29 protein-coding genes are annotated in these 17,581 nt (G+C 67.3%); 1 reads left to right on the top strand and 28 read right to left on the bottom strand.

Features of this window, described 5'->3' with window-relative positions; genetic code table 11:
• Positions 1-50 precede the first annotated feature (50 nt).
• The 3 genes from rpsI to MQV74_RS24795 all read right to left on the bottom strand — a co-directional run bounded on the left by rpsI (position 51) and on the right by MQV74_RS24795 (position 2,488).
• The gene (rpsI, locus tag MQV74_RS24805; protein ID WP_138961328.1) at positions 51-566 is read right to left on the bottom strand and encodes a 30S ribosomal protein S9; all 516 of its coding nucleotides are present in this window, start codon (positions 564-566) and stop codon (positions 51-53) included.
• Between the two features lie 41 nt (positions 567-607).
• Positions 608-1,051, bottom strand: a complete 444-nt coding sequence (gene rplM, locus MQV74_RS24800; RefSeq protein WP_172384587.1) for a 50S ribosomal protein L13 — start codon at positions 1,049-1,051, stop codon at positions 608-610.
• Between the two features lie 210 nt (positions 1,052-1,261).
• The gene (locus MQV74_RS24795; protein ID WP_242721185.1) at positions 1,262-2,488 is read right to left on the bottom strand and encodes a glycosyltransferase 87 family protein; all 1,227 of its coding nucleotides are present in this window, start codon (positions 2,486-2,488) and stop codon (positions 1,262-1,264) included.
• Positions 2,489-2,562: 74 nt separating this feature from the next.
• On the opposite strand from MQV74_RS24795, the gene MQV74_RS24790 reads away from it, so the two are divergent.
• Entirely contained in the window at positions 2,563-3,411 is an 849-nt protein-coding gene (locus MQV74_RS24790) for a hypothetical protein (protein ID WP_242721184.1), read from the top strand.
• A 21-nt stretch (positions 3,412-3,432) separates the two neighbouring features.
• Here MQV74_RS24790 and truA read toward each other — a convergent pair whose 3' ends face one another.
• The 25 genes from truA to rplV all read right to left on the bottom strand — a co-directional run bounded on the left by truA (position 3,433) and on the right by rplV (position 17,564).
• The gene (gene truA, locus MQV74_RS24785) at positions 3,433-4,287 is read right to left on the bottom strand and encodes a tRNA pseudouridine(38-40) synthase TruA (RefSeq protein WP_242721181.1); all 855 of its coding nucleotides are present in this window, start codon (positions 4,285-4,287) and stop codon (positions 3,433-3,435) included.
• Between the two features lie 121 nt (positions 4,288-4,408).
• Positions 4,409-4,909 carry a 50S ribosomal protein L17 gene (gene rplQ, locus MQV74_RS24780; protein WP_242721179.1) on the bottom strand — a complete coding sequence of 167 codons (501 nt, stop codon included), beginning with the start codon at positions 4,907-4,909 and terminating at the stop codon, positions 4,409-4,411.
• 137 nt (positions 4,910-5,046) lie between these two features.
• A complete protein-coding gene (locus tag MQV74_RS24775) occupies positions 5,047-6,069 on the bottom strand; it encodes a DNA-directed RNA polymerase subunit alpha (protein ID WP_016645160.1) in 1,023 nt (340 codons plus the stop codon).
• A gap of 115 nt (positions 6,070-6,184) precedes the next feature.
• Positions 6,185-6,589 carry a 30S ribosomal protein S11 gene (gene rpsK / locus MQV74_RS24770; RefSeq protein ID WP_003948617.1) on the bottom strand — a complete coding sequence of 135 codons (405 nt, stop codon included), beginning with the start codon at positions 6,587-6,589 and terminating at the stop codon, positions 6,185-6,187.
• Between the two features lie 65 nt (positions 6,590-6,654).
• Entirely contained in the window at positions 6,655-7,035 is a 381-nt protein-coding gene (gene rpsM / locus MQV74_RS24765; protein ID WP_242721177.1) for a 30S ribosomal protein S13, read from the bottom strand.
• Between the two features lie 190 nt (positions 7,036-7,225).
• On the bottom strand, positions 7,226-7,339 hold the full coding sequence (rpmJ, locus tag MQV74_RS24760; RefSeq protein ID WP_003948619.1) for a 50S ribosomal protein L36: 114 nt from the start codon (positions 7,337-7,339) through the stop codon (positions 7,226-7,228).
• A gap of 59 nt (positions 7,340-7,398) precedes the next feature.
• A complete protein-coding gene (infA, locus tag MQV74_RS24755) occupies positions 7,399-7,620 on the bottom strand; it encodes a translation initiation factor IF-1 (protein WP_003948620.1) in 222 nt (73 codons plus the stop codon).
• 218 nt (positions 7,621-7,838) lie between these two features.
• A complete protein-coding gene (gene map, locus MQV74_RS24750; protein WP_242721174.1) occupies positions 7,839-8,675 on the bottom strand; it encodes a type I methionyl aminopeptidase in 837 nt (278 codons plus the stop codon).
• 151 nt (positions 8,676-8,826) lie between these two features.
• The gene (locus MQV74_RS24745; protein WP_242721170.1) at positions 8,827-9,483 is read right to left on the bottom strand and encodes an adenylate kinase; all 657 of its coding nucleotides are present in this window, start codon (positions 9,481-9,483) and stop codon (positions 8,827-8,829) included.
• Complete coding sequence (gene secY / locus MQV74_RS24740; protein WP_242721167.1) at positions 9,483-10,796, bottom strand: preprotein translocase subunit SecY; 1,314 nt, start codon at positions 10,794-10,796, stop codon at positions 9,483-9,485. The genes MQV74_RS24745 and secY overlap by 1 nt, the downstream gene beginning before the upstream one ends.
• Before the next feature lie 248 nt (positions 10,797-11,044).
• Positions 11,045-11,500, bottom strand: coding sequence for a 50S ribosomal protein L15 (rplO, locus tag MQV74_RS24735; protein ID WP_138961319.1), 456 nt, complete (start codon positions 11,498-11,500; stop codon positions 11,045-11,047).
• 2 nt (positions 11,501-11,502) lie between these two features.
• Positions 11,503-11,682 carry a 50S ribosomal protein L30 gene (gene rpmD, locus MQV74_RS24730; RefSeq protein ID WP_052580766.1) on the bottom strand — a complete coding sequence of 60 codons (180 nt, stop codon included), beginning with the start codon at positions 11,680-11,682 and terminating at the stop codon, positions 11,503-11,505.
• Positions 11,682-12,287, bottom strand: coding sequence for a 30S ribosomal protein S5 (gene rpsE, locus MQV74_RS24725; RefSeq protein ID WP_030685449.1), 606 nt, complete (start codon positions 12,285-12,287; stop codon positions 11,682-11,684). Before rpsE ends, rpmD begins: the two co-directional genes overlap by 1 nt.
• A gap of 40 nt (positions 12,288-12,327) precedes the next feature.
• Positions 12,328-12,711, bottom strand: a complete 384-nt coding sequence (gene rplR / locus MQV74_RS24720) for a 50S ribosomal protein L18 (RefSeq protein WP_138961318.1) — start codon at positions 12,709-12,711, stop codon at positions 12,328-12,330.
• 3 nt (positions 12,712-12,714) lie between these two features.
• Positions 12,715-13,254, bottom strand: coding sequence for a 50S ribosomal protein L6 (gene rplF / locus MQV74_RS24715; protein WP_242721164.1), 540 nt, complete (start codon positions 13,252-13,254; stop codon positions 12,715-12,717).
• Positions 13,255-13,278: 24 nt separating this feature from the next.
• Positions 13,279-13,677 (bottom strand): 30S ribosomal protein S8, encoded by a 399-nt coding sequence (rpsH, locus tag MQV74_RS24710; RefSeq protein ID WP_018528360.1) that lies wholly within the window; start codon positions 13,675-13,677, stop codon positions 13,279-13,281.
• Positions 13,678-13,889: 212 nt separating this feature from the next.
• Positions 13,890-14,075 (bottom strand): type Z 30S ribosomal protein S14, encoded by a 186-nt coding sequence (locus MQV74_RS24705; RefSeq protein WP_003948630.1) that lies wholly within the window; start codon positions 14,073-14,075, stop codon positions 13,890-13,892.
• Positions 14,076-14,080: 5 nt separating this feature from the next.
• Positions 14,081-14,638, bottom strand: coding sequence for a 50S ribosomal protein L5 (gene rplE / locus MQV74_RS24700; RefSeq protein ID WP_138961315.1), 558 nt, complete (start codon positions 14,636-14,638; stop codon positions 14,081-14,083).
• The gene (rplX, locus tag MQV74_RS24695; protein ID WP_018543913.1) at positions 14,638-14,961 is read right to left on the bottom strand and encodes a 50S ribosomal protein L24; all 324 of its coding nucleotides are present in this window, start codon (positions 14,959-14,961) and stop codon (positions 14,638-14,640) included. The genes rplE and rplX overlap by 1 nt, the downstream gene beginning before the upstream one ends.
• 2 nt (positions 14,962-14,963) lie before the next feature.
• Complete coding sequence (gene rplN, locus MQV74_RS24690; RefSeq protein WP_003974257.1) at positions 14,964-15,332, bottom strand: 50S ribosomal protein L14; 369 nt, start codon at positions 15,330-15,332, stop codon at positions 14,964-14,966.
• 109 nt (positions 15,333-15,441) lie between these two features.
• Positions 15,442-15,729, bottom strand: coding sequence for a 30S ribosomal protein S17 (gene rpsQ / locus MQV74_RS24685; RefSeq protein WP_016434628.1), 288 nt, complete (start codon positions 15,727-15,729; stop codon positions 15,442-15,444).
• Positions 15,729-15,953, bottom strand: a complete 225-nt coding sequence (rpmC, locus tag MQV74_RS24680; protein WP_010036720.1) for a 50S ribosomal protein L29 — start codon at positions 15,951-15,953, stop codon at positions 15,729-15,731. The genes rpsQ and rpmC overlap by 1 nt, the downstream gene beginning before the upstream one ends.
• Complete coding sequence (gene rplP, locus MQV74_RS24675; RefSeq protein WP_030685469.1) at positions 15,953-16,372, bottom strand: 50S ribosomal protein L16; 420 nt, start codon at positions 16,370-16,372, stop codon at positions 15,953-15,955. The genes rpmC and rplP overlap by 1 nt, the downstream gene beginning before the upstream one ends.
• Before the next feature lie 5 nt (positions 16,373-16,377).
• Complete coding sequence (gene rpsC, locus MQV74_RS24670) at positions 16,378-17,217, bottom strand: 30S ribosomal protein S3 (RefSeq protein WP_030567260.1); 840 nt, start codon at positions 17,215-17,217, stop codon at positions 16,378-16,380.
• Entirely contained in the window at positions 17,217-17,564 is a 348-nt protein-coding gene (gene rplV / locus MQV74_RS24665; protein ID WP_030685471.1) for a 50S ribosomal protein L22, read from the bottom strand. The genes rpsC and rplV overlap by 1 nt, the downstream gene beginning before the upstream one ends.
• Positions 17,565-17,581: the final 17 nt, after the last annotated feature.

The raw sequence follows: 17,581 nt of genomic DNA, 5'->3' as shown, positions 1-17,581 counted from the left end.
GCACACAGGGTGCCGCCGAGGCGTTCGTGAGTACTAGCAGGCAGCGATGTTTAGCGCTTGCTGTACTGCGGGGCCTTGCGGGCCTTCTTGAGACCGGCCTTCTTGCGCTCGACCGCACGGTCGTCGCGCTTGAGGAAGCCGGCCTTCTTGAGGGCGCCGCGGTTGTTGTCCACGTCGGCCTCGTTCAGGGCGCGGGCCACGCCGAGGCGCAGGGCGCCGGCCTGACCGGAGACACCGCCACCCGCGATGCGGGCGACGACGTCGTAGCGGCCCTCGAGCTCGAGGACCTTGAACGGCTCGTTGACTTCCTGCTGGTGCACCTTGTTGGGGAAGTAGTCCTCAAGGGTGCGACCGTTGATCTTCCACTTGCCGGTGCCCGGGACGATCCGGACGCGGGCGATGGCGTTCTTGCGACGGCCCAGGCCGGCGGCCGGCTGCGGGTCGCCGAAGCGCGCGGCGTTCGACTCCGAGGTGTACTCGCCCTCGACGGGCGCCTCGGACTCGGTGGTGTAGTGCTCGATGTCGACGGTCTCGTCGATCGGCTGCTCAGCGGTGGTCTCGGCCACGATGATCCTCAGATTCTCTTCGTCTTAGGGGGTGGCCGGACTTACTGCGCGACCTGGGTGATCTCGAACGGCTGCGGCTGCTGCGCGCCGTGCGGGTGCTGGTCACCCTTGTAGACCTTCAGCTTCGAGAGCATCTGACGGCCCAGCGAGTTCTTCGGGAGCATGCCCTTGACGGCCTTCTCGACGGCCTTCTCGGGGTTCTTCTCGAGCAGCTCGTCGTAGCGGACCGAACGGAGGCCGCCCGGGTAGCCAGAGTGGCGGTAGGCCATCTTCTGGGTCTTCTTGTTGCCGGACAGGTGCACCTTGTCGGCGTTGATGATGATGACGAAGTCACCGGTGTCAACGTGGGGCGCGTAGATCGGCTTGTGCTTGCCGCGCAGGAGAGAGGCGGCGGTGGTCGCCAGACGTCCCAGGACGATGTCCTGGGCGTCGATGACGTGCCACTGACGGGTCACGTCGCCGGGCTTGGGGCTGTACGTACGCACTTCGTAGCCTTCGCTTCTTCAGTGGATGGGGTCCAGACACACGGCACCCAGGAAGCGATCATGCAGCTGGGGCTCACAATGCCGGGGACGCTGCCCGTATGCGAGCCACTGGTAACTGCTCCAGGGAACCTACGTAAGGGCCCTTTCGCGTGAGAACGAGGAAGCCAATACGTATCAGTCCCCGAGACTACCCGCGCCGCCCCGTATGGGTCAAAACGCGGCCCTGGAGACCGGCACCGCCGACCCCGCCGCCTCGGGCGGTCCTGCCGGTCCTGCGTCATCCACAGTAACCGCCCTCGGCCGCAGACAGCACCGCGCGACCGCGAAGGCCAGCACACAGAGCGTGACGCAATCCTTGAAGGCCCGCCGCACCCCCGGCTCGAGCCCCACCCACGCGAACCCCGGCACCTGCGGCACCAGCGCCACCCAGAACCCGGCCCCGCGCACCACGGCCCCCGCCTCCCCCGCCCCCGCGAGGAGCAGCGGCACCACGACCAGCAGATAGTGGTCGTACGAGGGCCGGGACACCAGGAACGCGGCCAGCATCAGGGCCACCGCCGTCTCCACGACCCGCCCCGCCCCCGCGTCCCCGCGTCCCCACCGCCGCCACGCACACCACACCCCCACCACGGCCCCCGCCCCCGCCACGAACGACGCCGCCACCCCCGGCACCCCGAGCCGCGGCAGCACGGCCGCCGGCGAGGCCTCGTAGAGCCGGACGAAGCTGTCGCCGCCGCGCAGGAGGAAAGGGAGCGTACGGGTGAGGAAGCCCGCCGGGTCGGGCAGCAGGAGCGCCGCGGCGGCGGAGACCGCGACCGGCACGCCCACCGCGATCCCCAGCTCCCGCCACCGCCGCGCGAAGACGAAGAGGAGCAGCACCGGCACCAGGAGCGGCTTCACGGCCACCGCGACCCCGAGCACCGCCCCGGCCCGCCCCCACCGGCCCCGGCACACGCACAGCAGCGCCAGCGGCAGCGCGGCCGCCGACGCCACGGTCCAGTTCCCGAGCTCCACCAGGTGCCCGAAGGGCGCGAAGCCCAGGGCGAGCCCGAGCAGGCCGAACACCGCGAAGCGGCTCCCCAACGGCACCCCGTGGATGCGCAGCGCACCCGCCCAGCCGCCCGCGAGGGCCGCCACCACCCCCACCGGCACGAGGACCCGCACCACCCCCTGCGGCAGCACGGCCTGCGGCACCGCCGCGAGCACGGCCCCCGGGAGGTACAGGAAGTGCCGGTCCGCGTACGGAGAGCGCCCTTCGAGCCAGGCCCCGGCCGCCCGCACCACGATCCCGTTGTCCATGCCGCCGTCCGGCACGCGGCAGGCGACGCGCAGCACGAGCGCGCCGAGGACCACCCCGAGCACCGCCCACGCCTGCCACGCGGCGGGCCGCAGCCACCACCCCGTACCACCGGAAACATCACGTTTGCCCGCGTTCATGCGGCTCAGGCTAGGGCGAGAACCCGCCCCGGCCCCGGCTCAACATCCCCACCGCCCCGTCTAAGATGCCGCGCATGAGCTTTGGGCAAGGGGGACCTCAGTGGGGTCCGGGGGGCTCTCAGACCCCGGACTGGGCGGCGCTGGCCGAAGCCTCCGAGAAGCGCGCCCGTCGCCGCAAATGGCTCCTCCTCGGCGGCGGCGCCCTCGCCACCATCGGCGTCGCCACGGCCGTGGCCGTCGCCGTCGTCTCCGCGAACGGCGACGACGCCGCCGCCTCCAACAAGCCCGCGAACGAACTGCCCTCGTCACCGGACATCCCCGGCGCCTCCTCGGCCCCGGAGCCGTCCTTCGAGGCGACCACTCCCCCGCCCCCGCCGGACCCGAAGGACTACATCTCCGACGCGGACAAGGACAAGGCGCCCCTGAGCGCCGCGATCCTCTTCCCCGGCACGAAGCTGACCTCCGGCGACAAGGTCTACAAGAAGGGCGCCACCGCCGACACCAAGCGGTGCGCCTCGGTGACCCAGCCGGTCCTCGGCCGGGTCCTCACCAAGAACAAGTGCACCAAGCTGATGCGCGTCACCTACGCCCGCAACGGCATCGCCGTCACCGTCGGCGTGGCCGTCTTCGGCACCGAGGCCCAGGCCGCCGAGGTCAAGAAGCAGGCCGACAAGGGCCTGGTCACCTCGCTGCCCGGCAAGGGCGTCGCCACGTTCTGCCGCACGGCCGTCTGCCGCGGCACGTACAACGCGTACGGCCGCTACGCGTACTTCACGACGACCGGCTTCCTCGGCGGCAAGGACGTCACGGAGAAGGACCGCAAGGCGTACGAGGTCGGCGACGACCTCGCCCGCTTCGCCTTCAACCAGATCAACCGCCGCGGCGAGGCACAGGCCTCCGCCGCCGCCAACAACCCCGAGTAGAACGAACGCTCTATCCAGAGCTCAGCAACAACCCGCCGACGGCAGCGACCGCTTGTTCCGCGCCTCCGCGCTGCGCGCCGCGAGCAGCTCGTCCGCCGGATAGCCGACCTCTTCGAGCGTGAGCCCGTGCGGCCGCACCACGTGCACCGCCGAGTCCCGCACCCCCGCCGCGAGCACCTTGCCCGGCCAGTCCGGCGGCCGGTGCCCGTCCCCCACGAACAGCATGGCCCCCACCAGGGACCGCACCATGTTGTGGCAGAAGGCGTCCGCCCGCACGGTCGCTTCGAGGATCCCGTCGGGACGCCGCTCCCAGCGCAGCTCCTGGAGCGTGCGGATGGTCGTCGCCCCCTCGCGCCGCTTGCAGTACGCGGCGAAGTCGTGCTCGCCGATGAGCGCCCGCGCGGCCTCGTTCATCGCGTCCAGGTCGAGCGTCCAGTCGTGCCACAGGACGTGACCGCGCAGCAGCGGATCGACGCCGCCGGGATGGTCGGTCACGCGGTACGCGTACCGCCGCCAGATCGCCGAGAACCGCGCGTTGAACCCGGCCGGAGCCTCCTCCGCCCGCCAGATCCGCACGTCGTGGGGCAGCCGCCCGGCGAGCCGCCGCAGCAGCTTCTCGCGGTGCTCGGCCCACAGGCCCTCCGGCAGGTCGACGTGCGCGACCTGGCCGCGCGCGTGCACCCCGCTGTCGGTCCGCCCGGCCACGGTCAGCTCGTACGTCTCGCTCGACCGCGTGACCGTGCGCAGCGCGTCCTCGATCTCGCCCTGGACGGTCCGCTGGCCTTCGCGCTGCTTCGCCCACCCGGAAAAGTCCCGGCCGTCGTACGACAGATCAAGGCGCACCCGGACGAACCCGGGCTTCACTTCCTCACTCACACACAGATCCTCTCAGGAACGCGAAAGCGGGCCCGCCCCGAAGGGCGGACCCGCTCCTGACCCGCTTCCGAAGGCTCAGCCTCAGGCGTCCGGATCACCTCCGCTGACGCGGAGAAAGGACTCAGGCGTCCTTGGACTCCTCGGCCGGGGCCTCGACAGCCTCGTCGGACTTGGCCTCGACGGCCTCGTCCTTCTTCAGGGCGTCTTCCTTGACGGCGCGCTTCGTCGCCGCCTCGGCCTCACCGGTGGCCTGCTGGGCCACGGTCAGGGCCTCCACCAGCTCGATGACGGCCATGGGCGCGTTGTCGCCACGGCGGTTACCGATCTTGGTGATACGGGTGTAGCCACCCGGGCGGTTCTCGTAGCGCGGGCCGATCTCGGCGAAGAGCGTGTGGACGACGCTCTTGTCCGTGATGACCTGGAGCACCTGACGGCGGTTGTGAAGGTCGCCCTTCTTCGCCTTGGTGACCAGACGCTCCGCGAACGGACGCAGGCGGCGGGCCTTCGCCTCGGTCGTGGTGATGCGGCCGTGCTCGAAGAGATCCTTGGCGAGGTTCGCCAGCATCAGCTTCTCGTGCGCGGCGCTGCCGCCCAGACGGGCACCCTTGGTGGGCTTCGGCATGGTGTTTCTCCTAGTGATCTGCCCCGGCCGTATCAGGTACCGGGGTCAGTGGACCCGCGCCCCGTAAGGGGTGCGGGGAACTGCGCGCGCAACCACAACGCGCGCGCAGCCAAAATCAGACCGTCAGTCCCGAGCTCTTAGTACTGCTCAGTCTCGACGAAACCCGCATCCGCGTCGTCATCCGCGCCGAAGGCGTCCGCCGCAGCGGTCGGGTCGAATCCGGGCGGGCTGTCCTTGAGGGCCAGACCCATGCCGTTGAGCTTCATCTTGACCTCGTCGATGGACTTCGCACCGAAGTTGCGGATGTCCAGGAGGTCGGCCTCGGAGCGGGCGACGAGCTCACCCACGGAGTGGATGCCCTCACGCTTGAGGCAGTTGTAGGAGCGGACCGTGAGCTCCAGCTCCTCGATCGGCAGCGCCAGGTCGGCGGCGAGCGCGGCGTCCGTCGGGGACGGACCCATGTCGATGCCCTCGGCGTCGATGTTGAGCTCGCGGGCCAGACCGAACAGCTCGACCAGGGTCTTGCCGGCGGACGCCATGGCGTCGCGCGGGCGCATGGCCTGCTTGGTCTCGACGTCGACGATCAGCTTGTCGAAGTCGGTGCGCTGCTCGACTCGGGTGGCCTCGACCTTGTAGGTCACCTTGAGGACCGGCGAGTAGATGGAGTCGACCGGGATGCGGCCGATCTCCTGGCCGACCTGCTTGTTCTGCACGGCGGAGACGTAGCCGCGACCGCGCTCGACGGTCAGCTCCATCTCCAGCTTGCCCTTGCCGTTGAGCGTGGCGAGGACGAGGTCGGGGTTGTGCACCTCGACACCGGCCGGCGGCGCGATGTCGGCGGCGGTGACCAGACCCGGGCCCTGCTTGCGCAGGTACATCACGACCGGCTCGTCGTGCTCCGAGGAGACGACCAGCTGCTTGATGTTGAGGATGAGGTCGGTGACGTCCTCCTTGACGCCCGGCACGGTGGTGAACTCGTGCAGGACACCGTCGATGCGGATGGACGTGACAGCCGCACCCGGGATCGAGGAGAGGAGCGTACGACGCAGGGAGTTGCCGAGGGTGTAGCCGAAGCCCGGCTCCAGCGGCTCGATGACGAACCGGGAGCGGAACTCGTCGACGACCTCTTCGGTCAACGAGGGACGCTGAGCGATCAGCATGTAGCGATTCCTTCAGTCAGGGGCACCCACTATTTGATGCCCTGAGTAGTACAAGGGTACGGGCGGTACGGCCCAAAGGAGCCGTACCGCCCGAAAACCTCAAGTCAAGCGAACGTCAGACGCGGCGACGCTTGGGCGGACGGCAGCCGTTGTGCGGGGTCGGCGTGACGTCCTGGATCGAACCGACCTCGAGGCCCGTGGCCTGGAGGGAGCGGATCGCGGTCTCGCGGCCGGAGCCCGGACCCTTCACGAAGACGTCGACCTTGCGCATGCCGTGCTCCTGCGCGCGACGCGCGGCCGACTCGGCGGCCATCTGCGCGGCGAACGGGGTGGACTTGCGCGAGCCCTTGAAGCCGACGTGGCCGGCGGAGGCCCAGGAGATCACGTTGCCGGTCGGGTCCGTGATGGACACGATCGTGTTGTTGAACGTGCTCTTGATGTGCGCGTGGCCGTGAGCGACGTTCTTCTTTTCCTTGCGGCGCACCTTCTTGGCAGCGCCCTGACGACCCTTGGGGGGCATCTTTAACTCCTACGGGAGGTGGTCGGTCCTGCAGCGTCAGCTGTCGATAGACCGCTGAGCGAGGACTACTTCTTGCCCGGCTTCTTCTTACCGGCGATGGCGCGACGCGGGCCCTTGCGGGTGCGAGCGTTGGTGCTGGTGCGCTGACCGCGGACGGGCAGGCCACGACGGTGGCGCAGACCCTGGTAGCAGCCGATCTCGACCTTGCGGCGGATGTCGGCCTGGATCTCGCGACGGAGGTCACCCTCGGTCTTGACGTTCTGGTCCACGTACTCGCGGATCTTGACGAGGTCGTCCTCGGTCAGGTCGCGAACACGGGTGTTGCGGTCGACACCAGTGGCGTCCAGCGTCTGCTGGGACAGCGTCCGGCCGATGCCGAACACGTAGGTGAGGGCGACCTCGATGCGCTTGTCGCGCGGGAGGTCAACACCTTCAACGCGTGCCATTCATGGCTCCTGTGAATCTACGGAGGTCTTCAGCAGAACCACTCCCAGCCGCCGTATGAGGTACGTACTGGGTCCCCGGCCTCCGACCGGGGGTGTCGCCCTCCATTACCTGATGGACCTAGAGAGGGACGGGTCCTGCATATGTGCTGTTACGTGCGTCGCGCGAAAATCTGCGAGTGCAGTACGTGCGTCAGCCCTGGCGCTGCTTGTGGCGCGGGTTGTCGCAAATGATCATGACCCGGCCGTGACGGCGGATCACCCTGCACTTGTCGCAGATCTTCTTGACGCTCGGCTTGACCTTCATGGGTGTGAGGTTCTCCGGGTCAGTGCCACCACCCCGCCGGAGCGGGATACAGGCAAGATCTACTTGTACCGGTAGACGATCCGGCCACGCGTCAGGTCGTACGGAGACAACTCCACCACGACCCGGTCGTCAGGGAGGATGCGGATGTAGTGCATGCGCATCTTGCCGCTGATGTGTGCCAGGACCTGGTGGCCGTTCTGGAGCTCGACCTTGAACATGGCGTTCGGCAGAGACTCGACGACAGTGCCCTCGATCTCGATGGCACCTTGCTTCTTGGCCACGCTTCGCCCTTCGAATCGACTACCTTGATCGACTCTCTGCGGAGACGCAGACATGCGGATGCACGAGAGCCGACGCGTCAGTCTACGTCAGTGCACCCGGAAAGACGAATCGAGAAAGAATGCCCGCCCGGGAAGATCCTTAAGCGGCACCGCGGCAGCCCTCACCCACTGTGCCCAGACGCCGCACAAACGTGGACCGGGGCGCGGCCCGGCAGGCCTCAGCCCAGCGGGTCGGGCGCAGCGGTGACGCCGTACTCGGCGAGCTTCGCCTTGCCCCCGTCGGGCGCGGTGAGCACCAGCGGCCCCTGCTCGGTCAGCGCGACCGAGTGCTCCCAGTGCGAGGACCACGTGCCGTCCGTGGTGATGACCGTCCAGTCGTCCGACAGGACCTCGGTCTTCGCGGTACCGAGCGACACCATCGGCTCGATCGCGAGGCAGAACCCGGGCACCAGCTTGGGGCCGCGCCCGCGCCGCCGCTCCACGTAGTTCAGCACGTGCGGGTCCATGTGCATCTCGGTGCCGATGCCGTGGCCGCCGTAGTCCTCGATGATCCCGTACTTGCCGGACGCGGGCCGCGGCTGACGGCGGATGTACGTCTCGATGGCGCGGGAGACGTCGACGAGCCGGTTGCCCAGCTTCATGGCCGCGATGCCGGCCCACATCGACTCCTCGGTCACCCGGGACAGCTCGACCAGCTCCGGAGCGTGACCGCTGCCCACGAACGCGGTGAAGGCGGCGTCGCCGTGCCAGCCGTCCACGATCGCGCCCGCGTCGATGGAGATGATGTCGCCGTCCTCCAGGACGACCTCGTCGCTCGGGATGCCGTGCACGACGACCTCGTTCTTCGAGGTGCAGATGGTCGCGGGGAAGCCGCCGTACCCGAGGAAGTTCGACTTGGCACCGTGCTCGGCGATCACCTTGCGCGCCACGTCGTCCAGGTCCTTGGTGGTGGCGCCCGGCACGGCCGCCGCCCGCGTGGCCTGGTGGATGGCGGCGACGACAAGTCCCGCCGCACGCATCTTGGCGATCTGCTCGGGAGTCTTGATCTGCACCATGTCCGGGCCTGAGCCTTTCTGAACCTACGAGTACGACGTACGGCATACGAGGAGCACTCACCACGATACGGCCGCGGCAGTGCCCCTCGCGCCCCGCCCACAGCTGGGCCGCGGCACCCGCCCGGGGTGCCGCGGCCCAGTCACATCCGTGTCAGGCGTTCTCGCCCTGGAGGGCGGACATCGCCCGCTGCGTGACCTCGTCCACCTTGCCGAGGGCCGAGATCGTGACGACCAGGCCCTGCGCCTTGTAGTGATCGATGATCGGCTCGGTCTCGCGGTGGTAGACGTCGAGCCGCTTGCGCACGGTCTCTTCCTTGTCGTCGCCGCGCTGGTAGAGCTCGCCGCCGCAGACGTCGCAGACGTCCTGCTGCTTCGGCGGGCTGTACGTCACGTGGAAGACGTGGCTGGAGTCGTTGCGGCAGATGCGGCGGCCCGCGATGCGCTTGACCACCTCGTCCTCGGGGACCTCCAGGTCGAGGACCGCGTCCAGCTTCTGGCCGTCGGCCTTGAGGGCCTCGTCCAGGGCCTCGGCCTGCGACACGTTGCGCGGGAAGCCGTCCAGCAGGAAGCCGTTCTCCGCGTCGGCCTGGGCCATGCGGTCCTTGGCCATGCCGATGGTCACCTCGTCCGGGACGAGGTTGCCGGCGTCCATGTAGGACTTGGCCAGCTTGCCGAGCTCCGTCTGCTGGCTGATGTTGGCGCGGAAGAGGTCGCCCGTGGAGATGTGCGGGATCGACAGGTTCTTGGCAAGGAACGCGGCCTGCGTTCCCTTGCCGGCACCGGGCGGCCCGACGAGGACGATTCGCATCAGCGGAGGAACCCTTCGTAGTTGCGCTGCTGGAGCTGGCTCTCGATCTGCTTCACGGTCTCCAGGCCCACACCCACGATGATGAGGATGCTCGTTCCACCGAAGGGGAAGTTCTGGTTGGCCCCGAAGCCGACCAACGCCATCGTTGGCACAAGAGCGATCAGACCCAGATACAGCGAGCCCGGCCAGGTGATCCGGTTGAGTACGTAGCTCAGATACTCAGCGGTCGGTCGGCCAGCCCGGATGCCCGGGATGAAGCCACCATACTTCTTCATGTTGTCCGCGACTTCCTCCGGGTTGAAGGAGATCGCCACGTAGAAGAAGGCGAAGAAGACGATCAGGACGAAGTAGGTGACGATGTAAATCGGGTGGTCACCCTTGGTCAGGTTCTGCTCGATCCACGTCTTCCAACCGGACTGACCACCGGCGAACTGGGCGACGAGCGCCGGGATGTAGAGCAGCGACGAGGCGAAGATCACAGGGATGATGCCCGCCTGGTTGACCTTCAGCGGGATGTACGTCGACGTGCCGCCGTAGGACCTGCGGCCGATCATGCGCTTCGCGTACTGCACCGGAATGCGGCGCTGTGCCTGCTCGACGAAGACCACCAGGCCGACCATGAACAGGCCGACGAGGATGACGGTGCCGAACTCGATCCAGCCGCCGGCCAGGTCACCCGACTTCTTGATGCCCCACAGGGCGGCCGGGAAGGTCGCGGCGATCGAGATGAACATCAGGATCGACATGCCGTTGCCGATGCCGCGGTCGGTGATGAGCTCACCGAGCCACATGACGGTGGCCGTACCGGCGGTCATGGTGATGACCATCGTGATGGTGACGAAGATCGACTGGTCGGGGACGATCTCCGAGGCGACCGGGCAGCCCTGGAACAGGGTGCCGGTGCGGGCGGTGGCCACCAGGCCGGTGCCCTGCAGGATCGCCAGCGCGATGGTCAGGTAGCGCGTGTACTGCGTGATCTTGGCCGTGCCCGCCTGGCCCTCTTTCTTGAGGGCTTCCAGACGCGGGATCACCACGGTCAGCAGCTGCAGGATGATGCTCGCCGTGATGTACGGCATGATGCCGAGCGCGAAGATCGTGATCTGCAGGAGCGCGCCGCCACTGAACATGTTGACCAGACCGAACAGGCCCTGGTTGGCATTGGCCGCGTCGATACAGGTCTGGACGTTCTTGTAGTCGATGCCCGGAATCGGGATATGCGTCCCGAGCCGGTAGATCACGATGATGCCGAGCGTGAAGAGCAGCTTCTTGCGCAGGTCGGGCGTCTTGAACGCCCGGGCGAACGCGGTGAGCACGGTGCCTCCTGCGACCCCCGCGCTACTGCGTCAGAGGTGACGGTGGTGTGTCCGACGGATAAGTACGTGTGTGTCTAACTGAAAGCCAAGAACCGCCCGGCCGGTCGCGAGGACAGACCGCGCGGAAAGTAACAGTGCACGCCACCTTACCGGCGACCGTGCCCCCCTTGGAACGACCAACCGGGGATGCCCCTTTTGTGGGGCATCCCCGGTCGGGATCGCTCAAGTCATCGAGACGCCTGAGAACTTCAGACGAGCTCGGTGACGGTACCGCCGGCGGCGGTGATCTTCTCCTTGGCGGAGCCGGAGACGGCGTCGACCGTCACCTGCAGCGCCACGGTGACCTCGCCCTGGCCGAGGACCTTGACAAGGCTGTTCTTGCGAACGGCGCCCTTGGCGACCAGGTCGGCCACCGTGACCTCGCCACCCTCGGGGTAGAGGGCGGTGAGCTTGTCCAGGTTGACGACCTGGTACTCGGTCTTGAACGGGTTCTTGAAGCCCTTCAGCTTCGGGAGACGCATGTGGAGGGGCATCTGGCCACCCTCGAAGCGCTCCGGAACCTGGTAACGGGCCTTCGTGCCCTTGGTACCACGACCGGCCGTCTTACCCTTCGACGCCTCACCACGACCGACACGGGTCTTGGCGGTCTTGGCGCCGGGAGCCGGACGGAGGTTGTGGATCTTCAGCGGGTTGTTCTCCGCCATGATCAGACCTCCTCAACCGTCACGAGGTGGCGGACGGTGTGCACCATGCCGCGGAACTCGGGGCGGTCCTCCTTGACGACCTGCGTGTTGATGCCCTTGAGACCAAGGGAACGCAGGGTGTCACGGTGGTTCTGCTTGCTGCCGATGTACGACTTCACCTGCGTGATCTTGAGCTGCGCCATTACGCACCAGCCCCGGCACGCGCACGCAGCAGAGCGGCGGGAGCGACGTCCTCGAGCGGCAGACCACGGCGGGCCGCGATCTCCTCGGGACGCTGCAGACCCTTGAGGGCCGCCACGGTCGCGTGCACGATGTTGATCGCGTTGTCGGAGCCCAGGGACTTCGACAGGATGTCGTGAACACCGGCGCACTCGAGCACGGCACGCACGGGACCACCGGCGATAACACCGGTACCCGGCGAAGCCGGCTTGAGCAGGACGATGCCCGCGGCCTTTTCACCCTGAATCGGGTGCGGGATGGTACCGGCGATACGCGGGACCTTGAAGAAGTGCTTCTTGGCCTCCTCAACGCCCTTGGCGATGGCGGCCGGCACCTCCTTGGCCTTGCCGTAACCGACACCCACGGTGCCGTCGCCATCGCCCACCACGACCAGCGCGGTGAAGCTGAAGCGACGACCACCCTTCACAACCTTGGCGACGCGGTTGATCGCGACAACGCGCTCAACGTACGCGGTCTTCTCGGCGGCAGCTGCGCCGCCGTCACGGCCCTTCCGGTCCCGCCGCTCGCCGCCACCGGCACCGCTGCCGCGGCGCTGGGGTCCAGCCATTGGATTTACCTCTCTCTTTTCCGCTAGCTACGCAGCGAGCTCAGAACTTGAGCCCGGCCTCGCGGGCGGCGTCGGCCAGGGCCGCGATGCGACCCGCGTACCGGTTACCGCCACGGTCGAACACGACAGCCTCGACACCGGCGGCCTTGGCACGCTCGGCGACCAGGGCGCCGACCTTGCCGGCCTGCGCCGACTTGTCGTCCGAGCCACCACGGATGGACGCGTCCAGGGTCGACGCCGACGCCAGGGTGTGACCCTGGATGTCGTCGATGACCTGGGCCACGATGTGGCGGTTGGAGCGCGTCACGACCAGGCGCGGACGCTCAGCCGTACCCGAGATGTGCTTACGGATCCGGATGTGACGACGCTTGATGGCAGCACGCTTGTAAGCGTCGCCCTTAGCAATCTTGACACCGTATGCCATGGCTTACTTACCCGCCTTTCCGACCTTGCGGCGGATGACTTCGCCCTCGTACTTGACGCCCTTGGCCTTGTACGGGTCAGGCTTGCGCAGCTTGCGGATGTTGGCCGCAACCTCGCCGACCTTCTGCTTGTCGATGCCCTCGACCGAGAACTTGGTCGGCGACTCGACCTTGAACGAGATGCCCTCGGGCGCCTCGATCAGGATCGGGTGGCTGTAGCCGAGCGAGAACTCCAGGTTGGAGCCCTTCGCCAGGACGCGGTAACCGACACCGCTGATCTCGAGCTTCTTCACGTAACCCTGGGTCACACCGGTGATCATGTTCGCCACCAGCGTGCGGGACAGGCCGTGCAGGGCCTTGTTCTGACGCTCGTCGTTCGGGCGGGTGACGTTCAGAACGCCGTCCTCACCCTTAGCGATCTCGATCGGCGACACGACGGTGTGGTTCAGGGTGCCCTTGGGACCCTTCACCTGGACCGTCTGGCCGTCGATGGTGACGTCCACGCCGGCGGGAACCGTGATGGGGAGCTTGCCAATACGCGACATAGCTGTTTCCTCCGTTCCCTTCCGCTACCAGACGTAGGCGAGGACTTCCCCACCCACGCCCTTCTTGCCCGCCTGCTGGCCGGTGAGCAGACCGTGGGACGTGGAGATGATGGCCACGCCCAGGCCGCCGAGCACCTTCGGCAGGTTGGTGGACTTCGCGTAAACACGCAGACCAGGCTTCGAGATCCGCTTGATGCCCGCGATGGAGCGCTCACGGTTCGGCCCGAACTTGAGCTCGAGAACGAGGTTCTTGCCGACCTCGGCGTCCTCGACCTTCCAGCCCGTGATGAAACCCTCCTGCTGGAGGATCTCCGCGATGTGCGACTTGATCTTGCTGTGCGGCATCGCCACGGTGTCGTGGTATGCCGAGTTCGCGTTCCGCAGACGCGTAAGCATGTCTGCGATCGGATCAGTCATGGTCATGAATTGGCCTTCGGCCTCTCTCGCCGGGGTTTCCTGTCTGCGCCATCCCTCTCCCCACTCATGGGCGGGACGGGTGCGGCGCGGGGACCTACGGCGTAGTAAGTCGTACGAGGGCGGCAGGGCGCCCAACCACACAAGCCTAAGGCATGCGCGGCCGGGCCCCCACCGACCTCATTGCTTACCGAGAGACTCCGGTCATCCCAACTAGGGGATTACCAGGAGCTCTTGGTCACGCCCGGCAGCTCGCCACGGTGAGCCATCTCACGAAGGCACACGCGGCACAGGCCGAACTTGCGGTACACGGAGTGCGGGCGGCCGCAGCGCTGGCAGCGGGTGTAGCCACGCACACCGAACTTGGGCTTGCGAGCAGCCTTAGCGATCAGAGCCTTCTTCGCCATCTCGCTCACGCCTCCTTGAACGGGAAGCCGAGGTGACGAAGGAGCGCGCGGCCCTCAGCGTCGTTGGTCGCCGTGGTCACCACGGTGATGTCCATACCCCGGACACGGTCGATCTTGTCCTGGTCGATCTCGTGGAACATGACCTGCTCCGTGAGACCGAAGGTGTAGTTGCCACGGCCGTCGAACTGCTTGGGGGACAGACCACGGAAGTCGCGGATACGCGGCAGCGCGAGCGACAGGGTGCGGTCCAGGAACTCCCACATGCGGTCGCCACGGAGCGTGACGTGGGCACCGATCGGCTGACCCTCACGCAGCTTGAACTGCGCGATGGACTTGCGGGCCTTGGTGATGGCCGGCTTCTGACCGGTGATCGTGGTCAGGTCACGGACGGCACCGTCCATGAGCTTGGAGTCACGGGCGGCGTCGCCGACACCCATGTTGACCACGATCTTCACGAGGCCGGGGATCTGCATGACGTTCTCGTACGAGAACTCCTCCTGCAGCTTGCCCTTGATCTCCTCGCGGTACTTCGTCTTGAGGCGCGGAGTGGTGGTGGTCGTCATCAGATGTCCTCACCCGTCCGCTTGGCAACGCGGATCTTGTTGCCCTCGTCGTCGAAGCGGTAGCCGACGCGCGTGACGACCTTGTTGCCGTCCTTCTCAACGACCAGCTGGACGTTGGAGACGTGGATCGGCGCCTCGGTCGTGACGATGCCACCGGCCTGGGAGCCGGAGGCCGTGGGGCCGGCCTTCGTGTGCTTCTTGACCCGGTTGACACCCTCGACCAGGACGCGCTCGTCGCGCGGGTAAGCGGCAATGACCTTGCCCTGCTTGCCCTTGTCCTTGCCGGTGATGACCTGGACCAGGTCACCCTTCTTGATCTTCATGCTTACAGCACCTCCGGCGCGAGCGAGATGATCTTCATGAACTTCTTCTCGCGCAGCTCACGGCCCACCGGGCCGAAGATACGGGTGCCGCGAGGGTCGCCGTCGTTCTTCAGAATGACGGCGGCGTTCTCGTCGAAGCGGATGTACGAGCCGTCCGGACGGCGGCGCTCCTTGACGGTGCGAACGATGACCGCCTTGACGACGTCACCCTTCTTCACGTTGCCACCGGGGATCGCGTCCTTGACGGTGGCGACGATGACGTCACCGATGCCCGCGTAGCGGCGACCCGAGCCACCGAGAACACGGATGGTGAGGATTTCCTTCGCACCCGTGTTGTCGGCGACGCGAAGTCGCGACTCCTGCTGGATCACGTCTATCTCCTGTTTGTCTGCCGGTTCCCGGCAGGGGCCTCGTCCCTAGAGGGAGTGGGGCCCCTGCCGAGCCTGGCGGAACTGAACCTGAAGGAAACCCTTCAGGTAATTACTTGGCCTTCTCGAGGATCTCGACGACGCGCCAGCGCTTCGTCGCGGACAGCGGCCGGGTCTCCGCGAGGAGGACACGGTCGCCGACGCCCGCGGCGTTCTGCTCGTCGTGCGCCTTGAGCTTGTTCGTACGGCGGATGACCTTGCCGTACAGCGCGTGCTTGACGCGGTCCTCGACTGCGACGACGACGGTCTTGTCCATCTTGTCGCTGACGACCAGACCCTCACGGGTCTTGCGGAAGCCGCGTGCGGCCTTCGTCTCTTCAGTCACGTTGCTCTCGCTCATCAGGCGCTCTCCACCGTCTCGATGCCCAGCTCGCGCTCACGCATCAGGGTGTAGATCCGCGCGATGTCCTTACGGACGGCCTTGAGCCGACCGTGGTTCTCGAGCTGGCCCGTCGCCGCCTGGAAGCGGAGGTTGAACAGCTCTTCCTTGGCCTCGCGGAGCTTGTTGAGGAGCTCCTCGTTGCCCAGCTCGCGCAGCTCGGACGCCTTGGTACCGGCCGACATCACGCTTCACCTGCCTCGCGCTTGACGATCCGGCACTTCATCGGCAGCTTGTGGGCCGCACGGGTCAGCGCCTCACGGGCGATCTTCTCGTTGGGGTACGACAGCTCGAACATGACGCGTCCGGGCTTGACGTTGGCGATCCACCACTCCGGCGAACCCTTACCGGAACCCATGCGGGTCTCGGCAGGCTTCTTGGTGAGGGGACGGTCCGGGTAGATGTTGATCCAGACCTTGCCGCCACGCTTGATGTGGCGGGTCATCGCGATACGCGCGGCCTCGATCTGACGGTTGGTGACGTACGCCGGGCCCATGGCCTGGATGCCGTACTCACCGAACGCAACCTGCGTGCCACCCTTGCTCATGCCCGAGCGCTTGGGGTGGTGCTGCTTGCGGTGCTTGACCCTACGGGGGATCAGCATGTCGGTCAGGCCTCCGTTCCGGTGCTCTCAGCAGCCGGAGCGGCAGCGGCGGGAGCCTCGGCCTTGGGGGCCTCGGCAGCCGGCGCGGACTGCTGCTGCGGCTTGCGGCCGCGGCCGCCACGCTCGCCACCACGGCCACCGCGGGCCGGGCGGTCGTTGCCACCACGGGCCGGGCGGTTGCCGGCGCGGGCAGCGGCGTTCTCGGCGCGGACCTCAGCGATGTTCTTGACGTCGCCCTTGTAGATCCAGACCTTCACGCCGATGCGGCCGAAGGTCGTCTTGGCCTCGAAGAAGCCGTAGTCCACGTTGGCGCGGAGCGTGTGCAGGGGCACACGGCCCTCGCGGTAGAACTCCGAGCGGGACATCTCGGCACCGCCGAGACGACCGCCACACTGGATCTTGATGCCCTTGGCGCCCGCCTTCATCGCCGACTGCATGCTCTTACGCATGGCGCGACGGAAGGAGACGCGGGAGGACAGCTGCTCGGCAACGGCCTGGGCCACGAGCTGAGCGTCCGTCTCGGGGTTCTTGACCTCGAGGATGTTCAGCTGGACCTGCTTGCCCGTGAGCTTCTCGAGGTCACCGCGGATGCGGTCGGCCTCGGCGCCACGGCGGCCGATGACGATGCCGGGACGAGCGGTGTGGATGTCCACACGCACGCGGTCACGGGTGCGCTCGATCTCCACCTTCGAGATGCCGGCGCGCTCCATGCCGGACGTCATCATCCGACGGATGGCGACGTCTTCCTTGACGTAGTCCTTGTACAGCTTGTCGGCGTACCAACGCGACTTGAAGTCGGTCGTGACACCGAGCCGGAACCCGTGCGGGTTTACCTTCTGGCCCATTACCGGGTTCCTTCCTTGCTGCTGACGACCACGGTGATGTGGCTGGTCCGCTTACGGATCCGGTAGGCACGGCCCTGAGCACGCGGACGGAACCGCTTCAGGGTCGGGCCCTCGTCCACGTACGCCTCGCTGATGTACAGCGACGACGCGTCCGTGTGGTCGTAGTTGTGCGCGGCGTTGGCGATGGCGCTGTCCAGCACCTTGCCGACCGGCACGCTGGCGGCCTGCGGGGCGAAACGCAGGACCGCCTGAGCCTCCGTGGCATCCATGCCACGGATGAGGTCCACCACGCGGCGGGCCTTCATGGGCGTGACGCGGATGTACCGCGCCTGGGCCCTGGCTTCCATGGTTGTCCCTTCGGTGT

The sequence above is a fragment of the Streptomyces sp. AN091965 genome, assembly GCF_022698285.1.
Taxonomy (GTDB): Bacteria; Actinomycetota; Actinomycetes; order Streptomycetales; family Streptomycetaceae; genus Streptomyces.
The sequence above is the reverse complement of the archived record's forward strand: the minus strand, read 5'-3'. Positions and strand labels throughout refer to the sequence as shown.